16 protein-coding genes and 1 pseudogene are annotated in these 19,338 nt (G+C 33.7%); 6 read left to right on the forward strand and 11 right to left on the reverse strand.

Annotation, left to right across the window (positions count from 1 at the left end):
- Positions 1-4: 4 nt before the first annotated feature.
- From SBL15_RS06865 to SBL15_RS06875, 3 genes are all read right to left on the reverse strand, one after another.
- Complete coding sequence (locus tag SBL15_RS06865; protein WP_233664050.1) at positions 5-1,579, reverse strand: YfcC family protein; 1,575 nt, start codon at positions 1,577-1,579, stop codon at positions 5-7.
- 367 nt (positions 1,580-1,946) lie between these two features.
- Positions 1,947-4,037, reverse strand: coding sequence for a hypothetical protein (locus tag SBL15_RS06870; protein WP_107611230.1), 2,091 nt, complete (start codon positions 4,035-4,037; stop codon positions 1,947-1,949).
- Between the two features lie 116 nt (positions 4,038-4,153).
- Positions 4,154-4,765: a metallophosphoesterase gene (locus tag SBL15_RS06875; RefSeq protein ID WP_016930621.1), complete on the reverse strand. Its 612-nt coding sequence runs from the start codon at positions 4,763-4,765 to the stop codon at positions 4,154-4,156.
- 151 nt (positions 4,766-4,916) lie between these two features.
- Here SBL15_RS06875 and SBL15_RS06880 point away from each other — a divergent pair, with 151 nt between their 5' ends.
- The 4 genes from SBL15_RS06880 to SBL15_RS06895 all read left to right on the forward strand — a co-directional run bounded on the left by SBL15_RS06880 (position 4,917) and on the right by SBL15_RS06895 (position 11,156).
- Positions 4,917-5,789 carry a LysR family transcriptional regulator gene (locus SBL15_RS06880; RefSeq protein WP_053016281.1) on the forward strand — a complete coding sequence of 291 codons (873 nt, stop codon included), beginning with the start codon at positions 4,917-4,919 and terminating at the stop codon, positions 5,787-5,789.
- A 799-nt stretch (positions 5,790-6,588) separates the two neighbouring features.
- Positions 6,589-9,270 carry an MMPL family transporter gene (locus SBL15_RS06885; RefSeq protein ID WP_107611229.1) on the forward strand — a complete coding sequence of 894 codons (2,682 nt, stop codon included), beginning with the start codon at positions 6,589-6,591 and terminating at the stop codon, positions 9,268-9,270.
- A 23-nt stretch (positions 9,271-9,293) separates the two neighbouring features.
- Entirely contained in the window at positions 9,294-10,238 is a 945-nt protein-coding gene (locus tag SBL15_RS06890; RefSeq protein WP_107614233.1) for a glycine betaine ABC transporter substrate-binding protein, read from the forward strand.
- A 348-nt stretch (positions 10,239-10,586) separates the two neighbouring features.
- Positions 10,587-11,156: a TetR/AcrR family transcriptional regulator gene (locus tag SBL15_RS06895; protein ID WP_317955546.1), complete on the forward strand. Its 570-nt coding sequence runs from the start codon at positions 10,587-10,589 to the stop codon at positions 11,154-11,156.
- A 40-nt stretch (positions 11,157-11,196) separates the two neighbouring features.
- Here SBL15_RS06895 and SBL15_RS06900 read toward each other — a convergent pair whose 3' ends face one another.
- The 4 genes and pseudogenes from SBL15_RS06900 to SBL15_RS06915 all read right to left on the reverse strand — a co-directional run bounded on the left by SBL15_RS06900 (position 11,197) and on the right by SBL15_RS06915 (position 14,585).
- On the reverse strand, positions 11,197-11,370 hold the full coding sequence (locus tag SBL15_RS06900; protein ID WP_182477430.1) for a hypothetical protein: 174 nt from the start codon (positions 11,368-11,370) through the stop codon (positions 11,197-11,199).
- Between the two features lie 28 nt (positions 11,371-11,398).
- Positions 11,399-12,091 carry a type 1 glutamine amidotransferase domain-containing protein gene (locus SBL15_RS06905; protein WP_317955548.1) on the reverse strand — a complete coding sequence of 231 codons (693 nt, stop codon included), beginning with the start codon at positions 12,089-12,091 and terminating at the stop codon, positions 11,399-11,401.
- Positions 12,092-12,111: 20 nt separating this feature from the next.
- Positions 12,112-13,113 carry an NADP-dependent oxidoreductase gene (locus tag SBL15_RS06910; protein WP_185955917.1) on the reverse strand — a complete coding sequence of 334 codons (1,002 nt, stop codon included), beginning with the start codon at positions 13,111-13,113 and terminating at the stop codon, positions 12,112-12,114.
- A 294-nt stretch (positions 13,114-13,407) separates the two neighbouring features.
- Positions 13,408-14,585, reverse strand: a pseudogene (locus SBL15_RS06915) (MFS transporter).
- Positions 14,586-14,817: 232 nt separating this feature from the next.
- Here SBL15_RS06915 and SBL15_RS06920 point away from each other — a divergent pair.
- Positions 14,818-15,870 carry an LLM class flavin-dependent oxidoreductase gene (locus SBL15_RS06920; RefSeq protein ID WP_107611225.1) on the forward strand — a complete coding sequence of 351 codons (1,053 nt, stop codon included), beginning with the start codon at positions 14,818-14,820 and terminating at the stop codon, positions 15,868-15,870.
- A gap of 18 nt (positions 15,871-15,888) precedes the next feature.
- Positions 15,889-16,248 carry a DoxX family protein gene (locus SBL15_RS06925; protein ID WP_107611224.1) on the forward strand — a complete coding sequence of 120 codons (360 nt, stop codon included), beginning with the start codon at positions 15,889-15,891 and terminating at the stop codon, positions 16,246-16,248.
- Positions 16,249-16,318: 70 nt separating this feature from the next.
- Here the strand turns inward: SBL15_RS06925 and SBL15_RS06930 are convergent, their stop codons facing one another.
- The 4 genes from SBL15_RS06930 to SBL15_RS06945 form a co-directional block, all read right to left on the reverse strand.
- Positions 16,319-17,158 carry an SDR family oxidoreductase gene (locus SBL15_RS06930; RefSeq protein ID WP_107614232.1) on the reverse strand — a complete coding sequence of 280 codons (840 nt, stop codon included), beginning with the start codon at positions 17,156-17,158 and terminating at the stop codon, positions 16,319-16,321.
- A 141-nt stretch (positions 17,159-17,299) separates the two neighbouring features.
- Complete coding sequence (locus SBL15_RS06935) at positions 17,300-17,776, reverse strand: peptide-methionine (S)-S-oxide reductase (protein WP_107611222.1); 477 nt, start codon at positions 17,774-17,776, stop codon at positions 17,300-17,302.
- A 74-nt stretch (positions 17,777-17,850) separates the two neighbouring features.
- On the reverse strand, positions 17,851-18,207 hold the full coding sequence (locus tag SBL15_RS06940; protein ID WP_107614231.1) for a hypothetical protein: 357 nt from the start codon (positions 18,205-18,207) through the stop codon (positions 17,851-17,853).
- A 14-nt stretch (positions 18,208-18,221) separates the two neighbouring features.
- On the reverse strand, positions 18,222-19,220 hold the full coding sequence (locus SBL15_RS06945; protein WP_233641236.1) for a DUF4352 domain-containing protein: 999 nt from the start codon (positions 19,218-19,220) through the stop codon (positions 18,222-18,224).
- Positions 19,221-19,338 lie beyond the last annotated feature (118 nt).

Consider the following 19,338-nt stretch of genomic DNA (forward strand, 5'->3'; position numbering starts at 1 on the left):
TCTATTATGAATAAATTAATACTTGAGTGATAAGCATGCCACCACCGAAGATGAATACGAAGGCAACGACTGGCCATACGAATTTCAACCAGTGAGAGTACTTCATGTCTAACATTTGTAATGTTGCCATTATCAATCCTGTTGGTGCTAAGAATAACATTGCATATTGACCAAATTGATATGCTGTTACGATAACAAATCTAGGAATACCTACTGTATCAGCAAGTGGTGCAAAGATTGGCATTGCAAGCACTGCTAAACCAGAAGATGATGGAATAATGAAGCCTAGGAAGAAGAAGATAATCAACAATATTACAATGAAGATTGGTCCACTTACACCTTGTACAAGTGATGAACTGAAGTTCAAGATTGTATCTGAGATTAATCCATCATTCATAATCATATTGATACCACGTGCCAAACCAATGATTAGTGATACCCCTACCAAGCTTGATGCACCTTCTACAAATGCATCGACGACCACTTTCTCGCCAAGTCCATCTTTACCTAATGCTACCATTAACATGATTACAATTGTAAATGCTAGGAACATTGAGGCCATGATTGGGAACCACCAACCTTGTGTCATAACGCCCCACACCATGATTGGGAATGGTAAGATGAATAAAATTAAAATAATTTTTTTGCTTAGTGTAAATGGTTTTTCTCCGCCATCATCGTTAATAACTGACCATTGATTTTCAAATTTAGTTTTATCTTCATATGTGTAAGATGCTTTAGGATCTTTTTTAATTTTTTTAGCGTACCAGTATAAATAACCTACTGTGAATATTGTTGCCACAACTAAGCCAACAATTCTCCAATATAAACCATCTACGAATGTTGTACCTGCTGCATTTGATGCGATAACAACTGAGAATGGGTTAACTGTTGAGAATGTACTACCTACAGAACTTGCTAGGAAGATTGCCCCAACACAGATAATTGAGTCATATCCCATGGCGATAAAGATAGGTACGAGTATTGGATAAAATGCTACCGCTTCTTCTTCAATACCACAAAGCGTACCACCTAGTACCATTAATACTGATACCATGAATACAAGTAAAAATTCATGACCTTTAGTTTTTTTAGTAAGTGCTAAAAGTCCTGATTCAAATGAACCACTCTTTTGTACAACACCAATGAGTCCACCTAATACTAAAATAAATACCATTACATCGACTGCTTCAATTGTACCGTTAACCATGCTTGATGTAATTTGATCTGGTCCAGCAGGTTTTTGTTCTAATCGTTCGTATGTTCCAGGAATTGAGATAGGTTTATTGATGGCACCTGATTTAAATTGGTCTACATCAATTTTTACACCTAATTTATCTAATTGTTCTTGTGTTCCAGGGACTGTTTTTGATTTATTATGAGCATCGACAATTTTAAATTCATGAGCACCGCCATCATAAGATAACTTAGAGTATGCACCAGCCGGTATCATCCACGTTGCCATAACAGCGATTACAGTTAAAATGAATAAAATTGTAAATGCGCCAGGCATCTTAAGCGAGAATCGTTTTTTCCGTCCTTTGCTAGTGCTATTAGTAACTTCGTTAGTGTGTGTCATGCTTTTCAACCCCTTCAAGTATTTTTTTATCTTTGAAAATGCTATACACATTTAAAACGTATACTTTGTGAAAATTTGTTAATTAAGCAACTTTGTGAAAAATTTCTCAATTTCTTTTTCCACTATTAGTGTATGTCTAATGCACTTTACAATCAATATGAATATTAAATAAAGTGTAAATATTTTTGAGTATTCCATAATTATTTCACATAACTTTACCAATAATTTCTCAAAATTCACTTGCTATTTTCAGGAAATTGTGCAAACGCTTTCTTAACCGATGTTGAGCCTCTTTTCCAAAAAATAAGCGTAGATAACATAGGTAAGTAATGATTACTCTGTTATCTACGCTTTAAGTTTGTATTTATTATTTTGTTTTTTGTTGTTTACGTCGACCTAACCCTATTAATGTGCCCCCAGCAATCACTAATAACACTGTTACTGGTAGCCAAGACTTTTTAACTACTTCTCCAGTATTTGGTAAAGATAGATTCCCCTCATCATCAAATAAGCCACTTAAAAATCCATCATCATTGCCTAATTGTCCCAATGATAATCCTTGTACAGGATTAGGAATATCTTCAATATTGTCTAACAGACTTCCTCCTGAATTAAGGCCATCTAATAGACCACCACCAGTTAGTCCATCTAATAAATGAGGCCCTTGATTAAGAAGATTAGAACTTGATGTACTACCATTAATGCGATCAAATAGTGAAGGTCTATTGGTAATAGGATCTAAGATATAATTCAAATTATTTTTTGCAGTGTCGAGTTTATTTTGCAACTGTAATAAATCACCAGCTGTACCGTTTAATGCATTTTTCACTAAATCTAACGCATCAGCTTTATCCGTTTGAGCTCTAGCAATAAGATCTGCCAACGCCTTCGCTTGTGTTTGATTTAACTTTGTAGCTAATAACGTTTCGATGGTTTGCTTAGGGTCTGACGATTTATCAAGTATGTCTTTAAGAATATCATCAGCTGTTATTTTTTGATTTGCGTTAATTTTTTGCTTCACTTGATTTACTAATTCTGAGCTAGATAAGTTCTCTTTAGCAAGCTGTTTAGCTATTTGTGATGCCTCATTATTTCCTAAACGTGTTGAAAGCAATGTTTTGATTAAGGCCTCATTATCAGGCGCTTGATCAAACATGGATGCCAAAATATCATCACTTGTTGTCGTTTTGAGGTTGTCGATATGTTTCATCATTTGATCTGTTATTTGCTTATCTGACTGACCGTTAGTTTTAATCTGCTTGGCTATCTTTTGAGCTTCGTTTTTACTAAAGACACTTCCTAAGATTTGTTCGACTGTTGCTTGCTTATTTGAAGATTGTTCTAAGCGACCACTTATTTCATCTCGGTTCGCTTTAACATTTTGTCGAACAATTTTAATATCTTTTTCAACATTTTGCTTTTGCTCATTAGTCAAATTGTTGTTTTGCTTTACTTGTTGTTCTAACTGTCTCAATTGCTCAAGTTTATGGTCACTATAACGTTTCGATGTGTTATCTTGTTGATTTTCAACTTTTGTAATGGCTTGGTCAATTTTTTGATTAGCAGATAATTCGTCAGTTAATGCATCAACATGGCCCTCTTTTGAATCAATCTTGTTTGACTTATGGCTGACATCATCTTTATCTATCTGTTTGATACCATTTAGAATACTTTTATCTGATGCAGTATTAGTATTATCTTTTGAATGCGATTTTGTTGAATTGTCATCTTGAATGGATGAGTCAGTTTGATCTCGAATATCTTCTACAGATGAATGTGCACTTTCTTTAGTTGATTCTATGTCATTTTTAACATTATCCATTTCATCCAATATTGAGGTATCATCATTTTTATCATTCATTTGATTCTTATTGTTTTGAGAAGATGCTGATTGTCCACTACTTATTTGGCTATTTTCATTATTATTTGTGGAATCTTGTTCCGTCTTCATATCGCCATTTTGTTGATGGGTATCAACCTTTTCAGATAAAGAATCTAAATCGGCTATTACTTTATCTAGTTCATCTAGCTTATTTTCTTCATTCGTTGATGATTGCTTAGCAGTTGAGAGTGAAGATTCATTTGAAGTGCTTGCTTTTTCACCAGTTTCTTTAGTACTTTCCTCATTTGATATACGGTCTTCTTCCTGTGCATCCCTTAAAATTTGATCAATTTCAGACTGATTACGTGCATCTTCAATATCTTCTTTATAACTCTTAATATCAGTGGCTTGTAGGTACTTCAAACGGTCAATTTTTGTTTTCGCTTTATCTATCGCTTTATCAAGTTTATTTTGAACAGATGTCATTTCACTTGAAACGTTGTCAATGCGGTCATTTGATTGTGCAAATCCATCTTTGGTAAATCCATAACCCACTAATGTTCCACTCATTAACAACACTGAACATGACACTTTTAAATACGAATTAAATTTAGAATGTTGTCTAAGCTTCTTCACGCATGTCACCCTTTTTATTAATATTCCACTTCATTATATAACATTTAATTTAAAACTTATACTTCTGTTTTTTGAAAATTAATTAAAGGTACCAAACATTGACCAGTCTTAGATTTTTATAATTTTATACGTTTAGTGTTGATTTTTTTAGTATCTGTAACCTTAACAGAGTATTGGTACGCATTAGTTAAATCTATAAGAGATAAGAATTTATTATGACCAGCACCTGTATCAATATCTAGTATATTTTTCTTTTTATATAATTCATCATTTTTTAACCCATAGCGATAATTTGGAATATGTCCATGTATCAAATATTTATTTTTAGGGATGTTTCTATTTAAATTATGGTTATAATGACCAGTAGTATATTCCTTAATCTGTTTATTTAAAGGCTTAGACGTATCTATACCAGCATGCGCAAATATGTAATTATCTATGACCTCGATTGTCGACAATTCTCTTAAAAATTTGTGCCAGCGTTTGATTTTTTTATCTTTACTTTCTAACCAACGCATTTCATGATTGCCAGCCAAGGCAAGTGCACCTCGACGTTTTAAGCGTTTCACTAACTTCAAAGTCCCAAATGAATCGGGTCCATTATTAACATAATCTCCCATTAAAACGAGTTGATCTTTTCTCACATTAAAATTAACTGCCTTTAAAAGAGTGACGAGTGCCTTCCGATGACCGTGAATATCAGAAACCACAAGTATCCTTTCTTTCATACTTTCTTCTCTCCTAACCTACGACTTATTGCATATTAATATAAAACCACTGTTTAACTAACTTTAAACAAATTATTAACGTGTCCTCAAAATTCTTTATTTATTATAGAAAATAGTATAAACAAAATATATATTTTGGGGAAATCAATTTATGAATACAAAGCAATTACTCATCTTTAAACATTTCGTTGAAGCACAAAACGAAAACGCCGTCGCTGAAAAACTTGGTATCACACAACCAACGGTAACTTTTCATTTAAAAAACTTAAGCAAAGAATGTGGATTACCTCTTTATTTCAAAAAAGGTAAACATTTCAACCTCACTGAAGCCGGTGAATTACTCTATCGGAATGCGAATAAAATGCTTAATTTAATAGAAGAAACAACAGATATGATGGAAGATTTCAAACAATCTAAACGAGGAACTTTAAGAATTGGTGCGAGTCACGCTCCGATCTATAGCATTTTACCATCAACATTTAAAAACTATATGCATGAACATCCGAATATAGATATTAACTTAACAGTAGATACTGCGCCAATTATTATCGAGAAAGTTAAAAACCGTAAGATTGATATTGCTGTCATAGCTGAAAAAGGGTTTAACGAGGGGGAACTACAAGTTAAACGTCTTCATGAGAATCCATTAGTGCTTGCTATGGACAAACGTCACCCACTTGCTCAAAAAGATCATCTTACTTTAGAAGATATTAGTAGTTACCGTTTTATCATTCATAATAGCGGAGCAACTCGAGACAGTATAGACGAATGGCGTAAAAAGAACTTTATCAACTTAGACGTTCACATGGAAACCAATAGTATTAGTAGTATCCTTACAACAATAAAAGATTCAAATTATTTAAGTTTAGTCAGTGAAAATGCTATAAGTCATCATTCAAGCATTATTAGTAAGACTTTGCCTAATGCCCCAACCACAAGTTACATCTCACTCATATACCGTAATGATAGACATCTCACTTCTATTATCCAAGATTTCATCACATTAATATATAACACTAAATAGTTCCTGCAAATTTGAGCAATCACGTTGATTAAATATTTATTAACATGATTGCTCTTTAATACTATCCGCCCTTCTACAGTTGCTTTCTGTTTCTTTTTTCAAAATAATTCAAGTACGTATAGTTTGAAAAGTCAGTTTATTATTACCTTTATAAAATATTAAGAATGTATAAATTTTGTTAATAAACATTCCGAAAAGTTATAACAATTTTACAATATATTAATAAATCGCTATAAAAAAATACGCTTACATAATATAATAGATGTGAAAGAAAGATATACATATTAATCAATTTGCTATTTGTACTTTTTTGATTAGGAGGTACGGTTAATGCTCGTTCTTTCCATCATTTTATTACTTTTAGGTCTAATTTTAATCGGTATTAGTAGATTTGTTGCATACCAACGTGACATTGACCTCAGAGAAAAAATTTATATTCCTGGCGTAATTTTTGTCTTAATAGGCGCATTACTTCTCCTGTTTTATTTAATAAACTAACTACATCGCAAGTCTACATACCAAATTATTTTCAGGTATACCATCATCACGAGGTTACCTGTTTTCTTATATATCCCCTTAATACACGCTATTTTCACCAACAATTTTTCCAAAGTGTTGCATTTTCCAACGACGTAAAACTTTTAATGGTACCGAACGTGGGTATAACTTGTTACATTATCAAATGTAACATTTTAAATATGCTTAATTTGAGGTATCGATTTAATGTAATTGCTCACAAAACATCAACACACTACCCATACTTTAAGCGATATAAATTAATGAAATAGGGGGAAATGTCTTGGCAAAGCTATTATACAAACTAGGAAAATTTATAGCTAAGAACAAATGGCTAAGTGTTATAGGATGGCTTGTTATACTAGGTGTCATTATCACGCCATTAATGATAAACTCACCGAAGTTTGACAGTGACATCACTATGAACGGCCTTAAGTCATTAGACACAAACGATAAAATCAGTAAAGAATTTCATCAGGACAGCGAGAAAGCCTCGATGAAAATAGTATTCCATTCTAATAAGAATGATGGACTCAATAATAAAGATACGAAGAAAGATATTGAAGATGCTTTAGACAATATCAGACAAAATGATGATTATATCCAAAATATCTCTAATCCATATGACAGTGGTCAAGTTAATGATGAAGGCGATACTGCTATCGCTAACGTAAGTTATGTAGTTCCACAAACTGGATTAAAAGATTCTTCTAAACATATCATCGACAAAGAATTAAAAGATGTAACTGACAACCACAATGTGCAAATTGAAAAAACTCAAGGTGGCGCTATGAATGCTGAACCTGGTGGTACATCAGAAATTGTCGGTATCGTCGTAGCATTCGTAATCTTACTTATTACCTTTGGTTCACTTATCGCAGCTGGTATGCCAATTATTAGTGCAATCATCGGTTTAGGTTCAAGTGTTGGTATCATCGCATTATTAACATATATCTTTGATATTCCAAACTTCACTCTTACACTAGCTGTAATGATAGGTTTAGCTGTTGGTATTGACTACTCACTCTTTATTCTATTTAGATTTAAGGAACTTAAGAAAAAAGATGTCGATACTGTAGAAGCTATCGCAACAGCAGTGGGTACAGCAGGTAGTGCTGTAATATTCGCTGGTCTTACAGTTATGATTGCTGTTTGTGGTTTATCACTTGTAGGAATCGACTTCTTAGCGGTTATGGGATTCGCTTCAGCGATTAGTGTATTATTTGCAGTATTAGCAGCATTAACACTATTACCTGCCCTAATCAGTATCTTCCATAAAAGTATTAAAATTAAAGATAAACCATCTAAAAGTAAAGACCCTAAAGATCATCCTTGGGCAAAATTTATTGTTGGTAAGCCAGTTATCGCTGTTATTGTAAGTTTAATTATTTTAATTTTAGCTGCTATACCAGTCAGTGGCATGCGTTTAGGTATTCCAGATGATAGTTTAAAACCAACTGACTCATCAGAATACAAAGCATACAAATTAATCTCAGATAATTTTGGCGAAGGTTATAACGGACAAATTGTCATGTTAGTAAATACAAAAGATGGTGGAAGTAAAAGCACTATCGAACGTGACTTAAATAATATGCGCAGCGATTTAGAAGACATTGATAATGTTGATACAGTTTCAAAAGCACAACTAACTGACAACAACAATTACGCATTATTCACAATCATTCCTGAAAAAGGACCGAACTCACAGTCAACAGAAAATCTAGTATATGATTTACGTGATTATCATAGCCAAGCACAAGAAAAATATGACTATGGCACTGAAATTTCAGGACAAAGTGTTATTAACATCGATATGTCAGAAAAACTAAACAACGCTATTCCAGTATTTGCAGGCGTTATCGTTGTATTAGCATTCTTCTTATTAATGATTGTGTTCCGTTCAATCTTAGTTCCATTAAAAGCAGTACTAGGCTTTATCCTTTCATTAATGGCTACATTAGGTTTCACAACATTAGTCATTCAACATGGCTTTATGGGTAGCTTATTTGGTATTGAAAACACAGGACCATTACTTGCATTCCTTCCAGTAATCACAATTGGATTGTTATTCGGACTTGCCATCGACTACGAGCTCTTCTTAATGACACGTGTACATGAAGAATATAGTAAGACTGGCGACAATGATCATTCAATCCGTGTAGGTATCAAAGAAAGTGGACCTGTTATCGTAGCTGCTGCACTTATTATGTTCAGTGTATTCATCGCATTCGTCTTCCAAGATGACAGTGCAATTAAGTCAATGGGTATCGCACTAGGTTTCGGTGTGTTATTCGACGCATTCGTCGTACGTATGACATTAATTCCAGCATTGACGAAACTCTTTGGTAAAGCTTCTTGGTACCTTCCTAAATGGTTAGGTGCAGTATTGCCAAACGTTGACGTTGAAGGTAAAGCTTTAGAAGAAGATAATCATCACGACACATCTTCTGAAAAAGGTCATGTCAACGATAAAAATAATGAATACTCTAGACAAAACAAAGATAACTATGTTTATCAAAATGACAAACATAACCACAATCGTAATTATAATGACGAAGATTATAACCGTTCTGTGCATTTAGATAATCATCATGACCAGCATAATCGCCAACATCACTATGATAATCAACGTGATGATATAGACTATGAATCACTTTATACTCAAGATGGCGACCATACTCATCATGATGAACATAATTATAATGATCGACACTATCAAGACAATTACTATAGAAACGATGATTATCGTCATAACAATCATGATCAACACAATGATAACGATGATTATCATGATTCAAATTTCGATAAAACAACAAACTTATACAAAGAATTAACTGATAGCAATATTGATCAAGATGTATTATTCAAAGCATTAATGTTATACGCTCGTGAAAACAACAAAGGTGTTTACGATAGATATAACCGATCATCTCAACATCGTCATGATGACGAACTTAGAGACTAAAATTAAAAAGGAGGAAACACGTTATGTTAAAACGACGTAGTTCGAAATTCTTAGGACTACTAGCCACACTAGCCTTAGCCATAGTGCTAAGTGCTTGTGGTAATAGTGGTAGCGGTAGTGGTTCATCAGACGATAGTCAAACATCACTTGGTAATAAAGAAATCGAAATACCTTATATCGCGAGTGATAATTCAACACCACGTTCACTAGTTATAGCAGAAGTATTGAAAAAAGCAGGTTATGATGTAACAACAACACCAGTAACAGCAAGTGGCCCATTATATGCTGCTGTATCAGAGAACTCTGATTCATTCCATGCATCAGGTATCTTCCCTACTACTGATAAAAGTTACTACGATAAATTTAAAAGTAAATTAACAATTTATGATGATAAACATTTAATTGATAACGCAAAAGTAGGTTTAGCCGTACCTAAGTACGTGCAAGATGTCGACTCAATTAGTGACTTAAAAAACAGTGACTTCGGAAAATCTGTAGACTGGACAATTCAAGGCACAGACGCACGTAATGGTGTTATGCAAGAAACTAAAGATGAACTTGATAGTGACAACTTGGATAAATATAGCTTGAAAGAAAGTTCTGACCAAGACCAATTCAAGAAAATTCAATCTGCTTTTAAACAACAAGAACCTATCGTCTTCACAGCGATGGAACCTAGCTGGTTCTCTAAAGAATTAGACGTTAAAATGTTGAAAGATCCAGACAACATTTATGGTAATAATAATCAACACATTGACTTAGTATTTAACAAAGACTTTAAAGAAGCACATCCAGCTGCATACACAATTGCAACACGTATCGCAGATGACTGGAGTAAATCTGACGAAGACAAATTAGCTAAAAAAATCTTTGTTGATAACAAAAATCCAGAACAAGTAGCTAAAGACTATGTGGATGATAATGATAATAAAGTAGATGAATGGTTAGAAGGTATTGAGACTAACTAATTGCATAGTTAAGAAAGACAAATAAAGCATATGCTCGTTTGGTGCAGCATATTTAAAACTTATAATGCAAATTTACAGTAGCAAACCGAGTTGAGAAGGCGCTTAAGACATTCTCTTCTCAATCGTAGCTATTATTGCGAGGGAGTGAAACTAAACTCAGTTTCGCTCCCTCTTTTTATATCGCTCTTATAGTATTAAACGTTTCAAATAACTCATTTACTCTTTTTTTATAAACAAATTTAAACGTGGTATCAGTTGTTATGTTTGGAAAAATCAATTTTATTGTGATAAATTACTCTTATTACGTCAGGCTATCTGACTAGATTAAATATATAGGAGAATCAGATAATGCCGTCAGCAAATCAAAAACGTATGATTAAACATATTCATGAAACAGTGTTTATACTTTTACATGACTATCATTTTGATGAAATCACCGTACAAAAAATATGTGATATTGCAGAAATCAACCGCAGTACGTTCTACAGATACTTCCAAGATAAATATGAATTACTCTACACTTTACTTGACTTTATTACACAACAAATTATAGCTAAAGGTGACACATCAGCAGACATTACAACCCCTGAATCATTTGAAGACTTTATTTATTACATTGGTAATAATAAAAAGATTTTCAAACATTTATTAGTTTCGTCTCGACAGGCAGATGTATTTAGAAGTTTAACGAATGTGAGTCGCGAAATGATGTTAAATAACTCAACTCGTAAGCGTGACCCATTAGCGCAAAAGATTAGAGAAAGTAAACATCCTGAAATTGTAGCCGATTTTTACAGTAGTGGCGTAATAGAAGTACTACGACGTTGGGTAGAAAATGACTATAACTATACTGTTGAAGAAGTGTTTGAAACATTAAATAATGTGCTTGAAACGTCATTATATTGTTATGATAAATAAAAGCAATCTCACATAAATTAAGAGTGAGATTGCTTTTTTGTCATTTGCGTTTTTTAGTGTCTACTGTTTTATAAACCATAAAAATACTATTAGCTACGATTAATAGTGCCAGAATGACCATTGGCCAAGTACCTATATTAACCATATTGAATACAATAAGTATTATCATCAAAATAAGATTTATTGCATTTGAAATCATCAACGATTTATCCACTTAGCATCACCTCTTACTATGTTATAACCTAATCTATTAAATTTAATTGTTTTTTTACTTCTTCGGCAACTAATTTAGGTGACTGTGGATTTTGTCCTGTAATTAATCGACCATCAACTTGTACATATGGCGTAAATGGTTGTCGTCGGAATGAATAATGCGCACCACGTTTTTTTATTTCATTCTGTAAATGAAACGGTACTAATGTGTCACGGTTGGCTAATACTTCTTCTACGTTAGAAAAGCCTGTGATGTCTTTATCTTTAATTAAATATTCTCCACTGCTATTCTTTGCGTTGAGTAGTGCTGCAATACCATGACACACTGCTGAAACGATGCCATCTTTATTGTATATCGTTTCGATAGCGTTTTGTACGGCACTATTTTCCGGGAAATCAAACATCACACCATGCCCGCCTGTGAAGTATATGACGTCATAGTCTTCTACAAGGGCTTCAGATATTGGTTGTGCATAGCGCAATTGATTCATAAAGTCATTATCTTTATAATATGCTTTTGTTACTTTGTCTAACATAAATGGAGATAAACTAACTGGATCTATTGGTGTATTCCCACCAGTCATGTTATAAATATCAATATTTACATCCTCATTTTTGAATTGATTGTAAAAGTGGACAAGTTCTCCTAACCACAGCCCAGTTGGTTTACTATTATCACCAAAATAATCTGCACTTGTGTTCACTATCATAATATTTTTCATAAATTTAACACCCACCCTTCTTAATTATTCATTTTAATAATAATCTTACCTTTAGCACGACCACTCGTTGAATAATCTAACGCAGCCTGAGTGTCTTTAAAATCAAACACTTTATCAATAATTGATTTGATCTTGCCTTCTTCGATTAATTGACTAATTTCTTTTAATTGAGTGCCACTTGGATGCATAAATAAAAAGTCATAATTGACGTTAAACTGTTGGGCACGTCGTCTTAATTTATAAGAAGCAACGCGTAATAACGCTTCTTTACCAATATTTAGATTTAAATCTCTAGCATTTTTATCTGTTGGAACACCAGACACTGATGCAATTGTGCCACCTGGTTTCAAGATTTCGAATGATTTTTCTAAGTTATCTCCACCTAATGTATCGAAGACACCATCATAATCATTAAGTTCTTGTGCGAAGTCTTGTTCTTTATAATTAATAAATTGATCTGCACCGAGTGACTCGATAAGTGCTTTACCACGATGACTTCCTGTAGTAGCAACATATAGTCCCATAGCTTTTGCTAATTGAATCGCAAATGAGCCGACACCACCTGATCCCGCCTGAATAAATACTTTATCACCACGCTGTAATTGCATGACTTCATTAAGGGCTTGGTATGATGTTAAACCGACTAATGGAATACTGGCTGCTTCTTCAAAAGATAAGTTTTTAGGCATCGGTGCTATTTCTGACGCATCAATTGAAATATAGTCTGCAAAAGTACCAATTTTAGTTTTACGTGGTCGACCATAGACTTTATCACCGACCTGATACGCTGTAACATTAGCACCCACTTCTTTGATAACACCTGAGAAATCGTTTCCTAGAATTAATGGAAATTCATATTTCAACAGTATTTTAAGTCCGCCATCTCTAATTTTAAAATCAATTGGATTAACGCTTGCCGCTTTAATTTGAACACGAACCTCGTTAGGATTCATGTTTGGTAAAGGCATACGTGTTTCTTGTACTGGGTAATCACCATATTGATGTACAACCATTGCGCGCATATCCGTTTTCATAGGCACTTCTCCTTTATCTCTATTTGAATTGTTATCCATTATAGTACGGTTGATAGTTGTTTACTAATAATCTGATTAAACAAAAAAGAGTGGAATAGAATTCATTCAGAATTCATTATTCCACTCTGTCTTGCATAGCTTGTAAAATCTATTTTGAGATTTTATATGTTAGATTCCTTCCCGCAAGGATAACCTAAAATTTAGAAAAGATTGATATAAGCGACTTGATAGCTCAGGCAGCTACTATAACTTTGCAAAGCAGACTAATAATAGACGCGTTCGTTATCTTACTTCATTCTTCCTACGTGGCAGGCATAAAGCAATTACGATAGCGATAATACCAATCACAGCTATAATGTTAAATTGTACTGTGAAACTTGAAATCGTATTTAGAACAATACTTAAAACTGGTGCAATCGCTGTACCTAAAAATAAAATAAATGTATTAACTGATAAAAGAAGCCTTGGTTACCATTCACGGTTAACCCTACTTTAGAAATAGTTGATGGGATTGCGAAGGCAATGCCACTTACAAATAGCACACTCCAAAAAATGAGTAATACGATATTCGTTGTCATAGACATCAAGATAAGCGAACCTGTGCTCACAATGAGTGCACCTAAGATAAGATTTTTAACGCCAATACGGTCGCTAATACGCCCCGCTACAAGTGACAATAGCATACCTATAATACCGAACAATTTAGCGTTAATCGCAGTCGTTTCATTTCCACCAATCGTATCGGACGTGACGTAATTGTTAAACACTGTATACATACTAATAAACATAGTTAACAATGTGAGCGACACCCCATAGCACAAGAGCACGGCTTTATTCGTTTTAAAATCACTAAAATTATTAAAGAATTTAAGTAATTGAATGTTGGGATTCTTCACTGGACTTTCAGGAATTTGTCTATGAATTACGAAAGCTAAGATGATATATAGCACCGTTAAAGTGAAATAAACCATATGCCAATTTGAAAAACCTACTATGATCTCACTTAAATTTTGACCAATAATCCCTGATAACATGAAACTCGTACTAATGAAACTAATCGCAGTCATACGTTTGACCGGTGAATAAGTTTCTGTCACGTATGTGATAGATACTGGTGAAAAGGCAGCAGCAAATATACCTTGTATCGCTCTTAAAACGACCAGTATCGCGAAAGAATGTACAAAACCTATAACCATACAAATCATTACAAGCCCACAAATTCCAAATAATATGGTGCGAATTCTCCCATATTTTTCTGAAATAGTCCCATAAAACAAACAACTTATTGAATATGTAACGGAAAATGCAACACCATTTAAAGTTGCAATTGATTGTGGAATTTTGAAGTCTTTAGCAAACTCTGCAGTTAATGGAATTGCCGTATATAAACTGCTCATTACTATAATTCCTGCAATAAAGAATATGGTTGTTATTTTGTTGTAATTCATTGTTTTTTGGATAGACATTTGCTTCTCCCTTCTTTCTATTTTCTACAACATTTCTATTATGACACTTTCACTTATTTTTCAAAAGACTACTTGAAATTGACAAAATACTTTTAAAGTTCTTTCATTTAAAAATCACATATTCACTTTGTAAAATAAAATCTCTAATTCGAAACATTTCTATTGACTAATCCTAAAATAAGGACTACAATTCTAGTATAAAATTTATACCAATGGAGGTGACGTGTTGAAAATAGAATTAGGATTGACTTCATTTGCAGATAATGGTGATATGGTTATGCCTGATGGTACACAAGCTGCTGTTTCAAATGCTCAGAGAATTCGCGATATTGTAGAAGAAATTGAACTAGCTGATCAATTAGGATTAGATATATATGGATTAGGTGAACATCATCGTCCTGATTATGCTGTATCAGATCCAGTGACCGTACTTGCTGCTGCAGCATCACGTACTGAGCATATTAAACTGTCATCTGCAGTAACTGTGTTATCATCAGATGACCCAGTACGTGTGTATCAACGATATGCGACATTAGACGCAGTATCTAATGGACGTGCTGAAATTATGATTGGACGAGGGTCATTCATCGAATCTTTCCCATTATTCGGTTATAATTTAAATGACTACGAAGACTTATTTAATGAAAAGCTGCAATTATTACTAAAAATCAACGAACATGAAGTTGTAAGTTGGAATGGTAAATTACGTCCAAGTTTCGACCCAACAGGTATTTATCCACGTGTCGAACATGGTAAGTTACCTATTTCCATTGCAACTGGTGGTACACCTGAATCATCATTAAGAGCAGGTGCCTTTGGGTTACCAATAACGTATGCGATTATTGGTGGTAATCCTAGACGATTTACACGTAATATTGAGATTTATAAATCTGTCGCAGAATCTTACGGTCATAATCCAGACGAATTATCCGTATCGGTACACTCATGGGGGTACATCGCTGAAACAGACGAGGACGCTAAGAAAGAATTCTTCCCTTCTTTAAAAGCACACCATGATATTTTAGGTCGTGAACGTGGATGGCCTAGCTTTGACGAGAATATGTTTGAAAGAGAAGTAGGAAGTCAAGGCGCAATCTATCTGGGTAGTCCTGAAACGGTTGCCCAAAAAATTATTGAAACTGTTGAAACGTTAGGTCTTAACCGTTTTATGATTCATACACCTGTAGGTTCAATGCCTCATGAGTATGTAATGAAATCAATCCGTCTATTTGGCGAACGCGTTAAACCTATTGTTGATAAATACTTTGAAAACAAATAAAAAGGAGATTTTTAAATTATGATTTTACGTTATGCTGCAAACTTAAAACTTGCTAAAGAATTATATAGCTCTGCTAAACCAAAATTAAAAGGTGATCAAGGTATGATCGATACATTCCAAAATGTATTCGGTTTACCAGAAAGCTCAGTTAAATTAGCTGGTACTGTAGAAGCTGCTGCCGCTGCTTTTTATGCTCCTAGTTTCTTAAACAAAAACTTATCTCGTTTAGGTTCAATTGCTACTTTCGGTGTATTAGGCGTTGCTGCTTACAAACACTTTGAAGCTGGACATGGTAAAGAAGGCGCTCAACACGCTTTAGACTTATTAGGTTTAGCTGCATTAAGCTTTGCTGATACTTTCGATTGCGATAACAAATAATATCGTTAAACTTTATAATGTAAGAGTAGGACGTGCGATGACTATCATCACACGTCCTCTTTTTTATTGTTCACTTTTTTAAAAATTCTGGGAAAGTTTGTGGTTTATCATGCACTAGTTGTTCAAAATCATTTGAATGTTGATCAAGTAACCCTCTTGCACCTGCTTCGTACATTGATGCAAGCAATGCACCAAACCCTTTAGGTTCATCATACATTTCTGAAAATTTTTCCAAAGAAACAGGACTATATTCAATCTTAGAACCTGCTGCTTCAGACAAGATTGCTGCTAACTCTGTCATAGAATAACTATAGCCAGATAGTAAGTATCTGTGCCCAAATTTATCTGGTTGTTGTAATAATGCTACGATACCTCTAGCAATATCACCTCTAGAAATATAATTAATACGACCATCACCCGCTGGATAAATGAGTTTCTGCATATCTGCAAGTTCTGATAAATAAGGTTTCAATGGATCCATATACATCGCCATTCTGACATAAGTATATTTAAGACCACTAGATGCAAGTAAACGTTCAGCATAGCCAAAGTATGGACTCATGTGGAAAGGATTATTATGTTGATCTGCATAGTATCCAATAAACATAATGTGTGCGACATGCGCTTTATGAGCTGCATTAACTAAATTCTCCACTTCAGGGAGTCGTTTAAATGACGGATGAATAATGCTCGGAATAAATATAACCGTATCAATACCTTTGAATGCACGAACCATACTTTCCTCATTAAAATAATCTAATTCTCTAACGCCTACTTTATCTTTCCAGTGTGATGGCATTTTATCTGGATTACGTATCCCAATATTAAAATCAGGAACCTGTTCTTTAATTGCATGTTCAGTGATATGTGACCCAAGATGACCGGTCGCGCCTGTCAGTAAAATTGTCATTACTATCTCTTCTTTCTTTTATAATTAAATTATCTTCTATAGTACTGTATTGCCCAATTTTGTCTGGATATGTGTATTCATAATGACATTGTTTCGAACTAACCTACACAAAATAGTGATTATTGTAACAGCTCATATTTTTCAAAGATATTTATTCAACATTTCAAGCGTAACATGACAGTATGAGATATCTTCTGGATGTTTATCGAGTCTGTCTTGATGTTCCTCAGCACTTGCAACGTAATTATTTAAAGGTAACACTTCTACGGCAATTCGCTCTTTATCAGGTCGTTTTGAGATGAAGTGGCGTGCTTCTTCAAGATGCTTCTGTTCATCACTATAAATACCTGTGCGATATTTGGGTCCTTCATCAACGCCCTGTTTGTTAATACTATATGGATCTATAATCTCAAAAAGATAATTCATTAAGTCAGTAATTGATGTCTGCATAGGGTCGAATGACGTTTTGACACATTCTGCATAGCCATCATATTTGTCACTGAGTGTTTCAGATATTCCATTTGCACGTCCCGCTTCAGTCGATAAGACACCTGGCAATGTTTTTATAAACGCTTGAACTCCCCATAAACATCCACCTGCAATGTATACAGTTTCCATCTCTAACAACTCATTTCAATTTATAATTAAAAAAATAGAAGGACTTTGTCATAGTTTCCTTCTATTCTATCAAATTATTTCCTAACTAATGCGATAATCCCAGCAACGAGGATTAAAATACCTGATAAATAACCAAAAAATCCTAATAAATATATATGAATTATTGCAGCAACAATAAGTATAATACCAATTAAGACACGTCTTTTATTAATTAAACAGCTTAATGTTAAAGTTATTGCTGATAAAATAATAGAGCTGGTTGCCACAATAGTCATTAATCCAACAAGTTCTGAACCATAACTTTTGTCATAGTTTGTTAGAATTAGCGCAATCAATCCACCAATAATTCCAAATATACTTCCTATTATTCCAAGAATCATTTCAATAATTCTGTTAGTTGGCTTAGGTTCATTCATATAATTATGTTCCATTGTTGTCTCCTTCTCTATGCTGCGTCATCTTCAGAAGAAGTATCTTCTGTATCTTCTGTTCCACTGTCTAATGATGGATCATCAGAACCAGGACCATTTGAATTGTCATCAGATTCAGATGCTTCATTTTCAGCTTCTTCTGCTTGCTGTTGTTCATATTCTTCTTGTGCCAATTGATCTTCATAATCTTGCATTGCTTTTTCGTATTCTTTTTCCGCTTTAGCATTTTCTTTCTCATACAATGCTTCTACACGAGCTTCTAATTGATCATACTCAATTTCTAACACATCTTTAGATACATGGTTCATCTTTTCACCATCAGTGAGTGAATTATATTCATCTACTAAAGCATTGTACATATAAGCAGGGTATGTCACGCCCACGTCCGCTTGATCAGAATCATCATTTTCTTTTTTACTAGAAGATGTTGTATCTGATTCGTCCTCAACATCTGTAGTTGAGCTAGCCGAAGTATCTTTAGTGCTATTTGAATTCTTAATTTCTGATTTATTAATAATCCATTGTGCCCTAACTTTGTTGAAATTAGGTACGGTATCTAATTCTAAAGTATATTGATCACTATCCGGTACATCATAAGTAATGTAGCCTGATGCAGTGTTATGCTGATTTAATTGGTGGCTAAATCCTTCATGCATATCTTCACTACCATACCATTCTTCATAATTCTCGTTATTTACTTTCATACTGAAATCAGTATTATCCATTAAAACTTGATCATCGTTATTATTTCTAAACTTTATGTATACTCTCAAGGCTTTGCCATTTACAGGCGCACTATATTCATCATAGTTATCTACGAATTCTGCTTTAACTACTTTAATATCTACACCGTCAGCATCCACGACTTGACCTATTTTAAATTTTTTCATTTTGTCTGTAGCTTTAGCCTTGTTATTGGCTTCTTCACCTTCTGCTTTATCTTTGTTGTCACTGAAGGAACATCCTCCTAAAAACACTAAAAATATAATACTTATAAAAAATAATCTTTTCATATTAGCCTCCTCATCTTTTTTTGTAAATTGAAAAGATACTATTTACATATATTATTTTATATTTTAAAACTTAAAAAGCAATATATTTTTTATATTTGATTTAAATTTTTTAGTAACA

The organism is Staphylococcus sp. NWU MKU2 (assembly GCF_033283605.1).
Taxonomy (GTDB): domain Bacteria; phylum Bacillota; class Bacilli; order Staphylococcales; family Staphylococcaceae; genus Staphylococcus; species Staphylococcus haemolyticus.

Bases quoted from the DNA above. Each gene is read 5' to 3' on its own strand.
- SBL15_RS06865 (WP_233664050.1), bottom strand. From the start codon at position 1,579: ATGACACACACTAACGAAGTTACTAATAGCACTAGCAAAGGACGGAAA.
- SBL15_RS06875 (WP_016930621.1), bottom strand. From the start codon at position 4,765: ATGAAAGAAAGGATACTTGTGGTTTCTGATATTCACGGTCATCGGAAG.
- SBL15_RS06880 (WP_053016281.1), top strand. From the start codon at position 4,917: ATGAATACAAAGCAATTACTCATCTTTAAACATTTCGTTGAAGCACAA.
- SBL15_RS06890 (WP_107614233.1), top strand. From the start codon at position 9,294: ATGTTAAAACGACGTAGTTCGAAATTCTTAGGACTACTAGCCACACTA.
- SBL15_RS06895 (WP_317955546.1), top strand. From the start codon at position 10,587: ATGCCGTCAGCAAATCAAAAACGTATGATTAAACATATTCATGAAACA.
- SBL15_RS06905 (WP_317955548.1), bottom strand. From the start codon at position 12,091: ATGAAAAATATTATGATAGTGAACACAAGTGCAGATTATTTTGGTGAT.
- SBL15_RS06910 (WP_185955917.1), bottom strand. From the start codon at position 13,113: ATGCGCGCAATGGTTGTACATCAATATGGTGATTACCCAGTACAAGAA.
- SBL15_RS06925 (WP_107611224.1), top strand. From the start codon at position 15,889: ATGATTTTACGTTATGCTGCAAACTTAAAACTTGCTAAAGAATTATAT.
- SBL15_RS06930 (WP_107614232.1), bottom strand. From the start codon at position 17,158: ATGACAATTTTACTGACAGGCGCGACCGGTCATCTTGGGTCACATATC.
- SBL15_RS06935 (WP_107611222.1), bottom strand. From the start codon at position 17,776: ATGGAAACTGTATACATTGCAGGTGGATGTTTATGGGGAGTTCAAGCG.
- SBL15_RS06940 (WP_107614231.1), bottom strand. From the start codon at position 18,207: ATGGAACATAATTATATGAATGAACCTAAGCCAACTAACAGAATTATT.
- SBL15_RS06945 (WP_233641236.1), bottom strand. From the start codon at position 19,220: ATGAAAAGATTATTTTTTATAAGTATTATATTTTTAGTGTTTTTAGGA.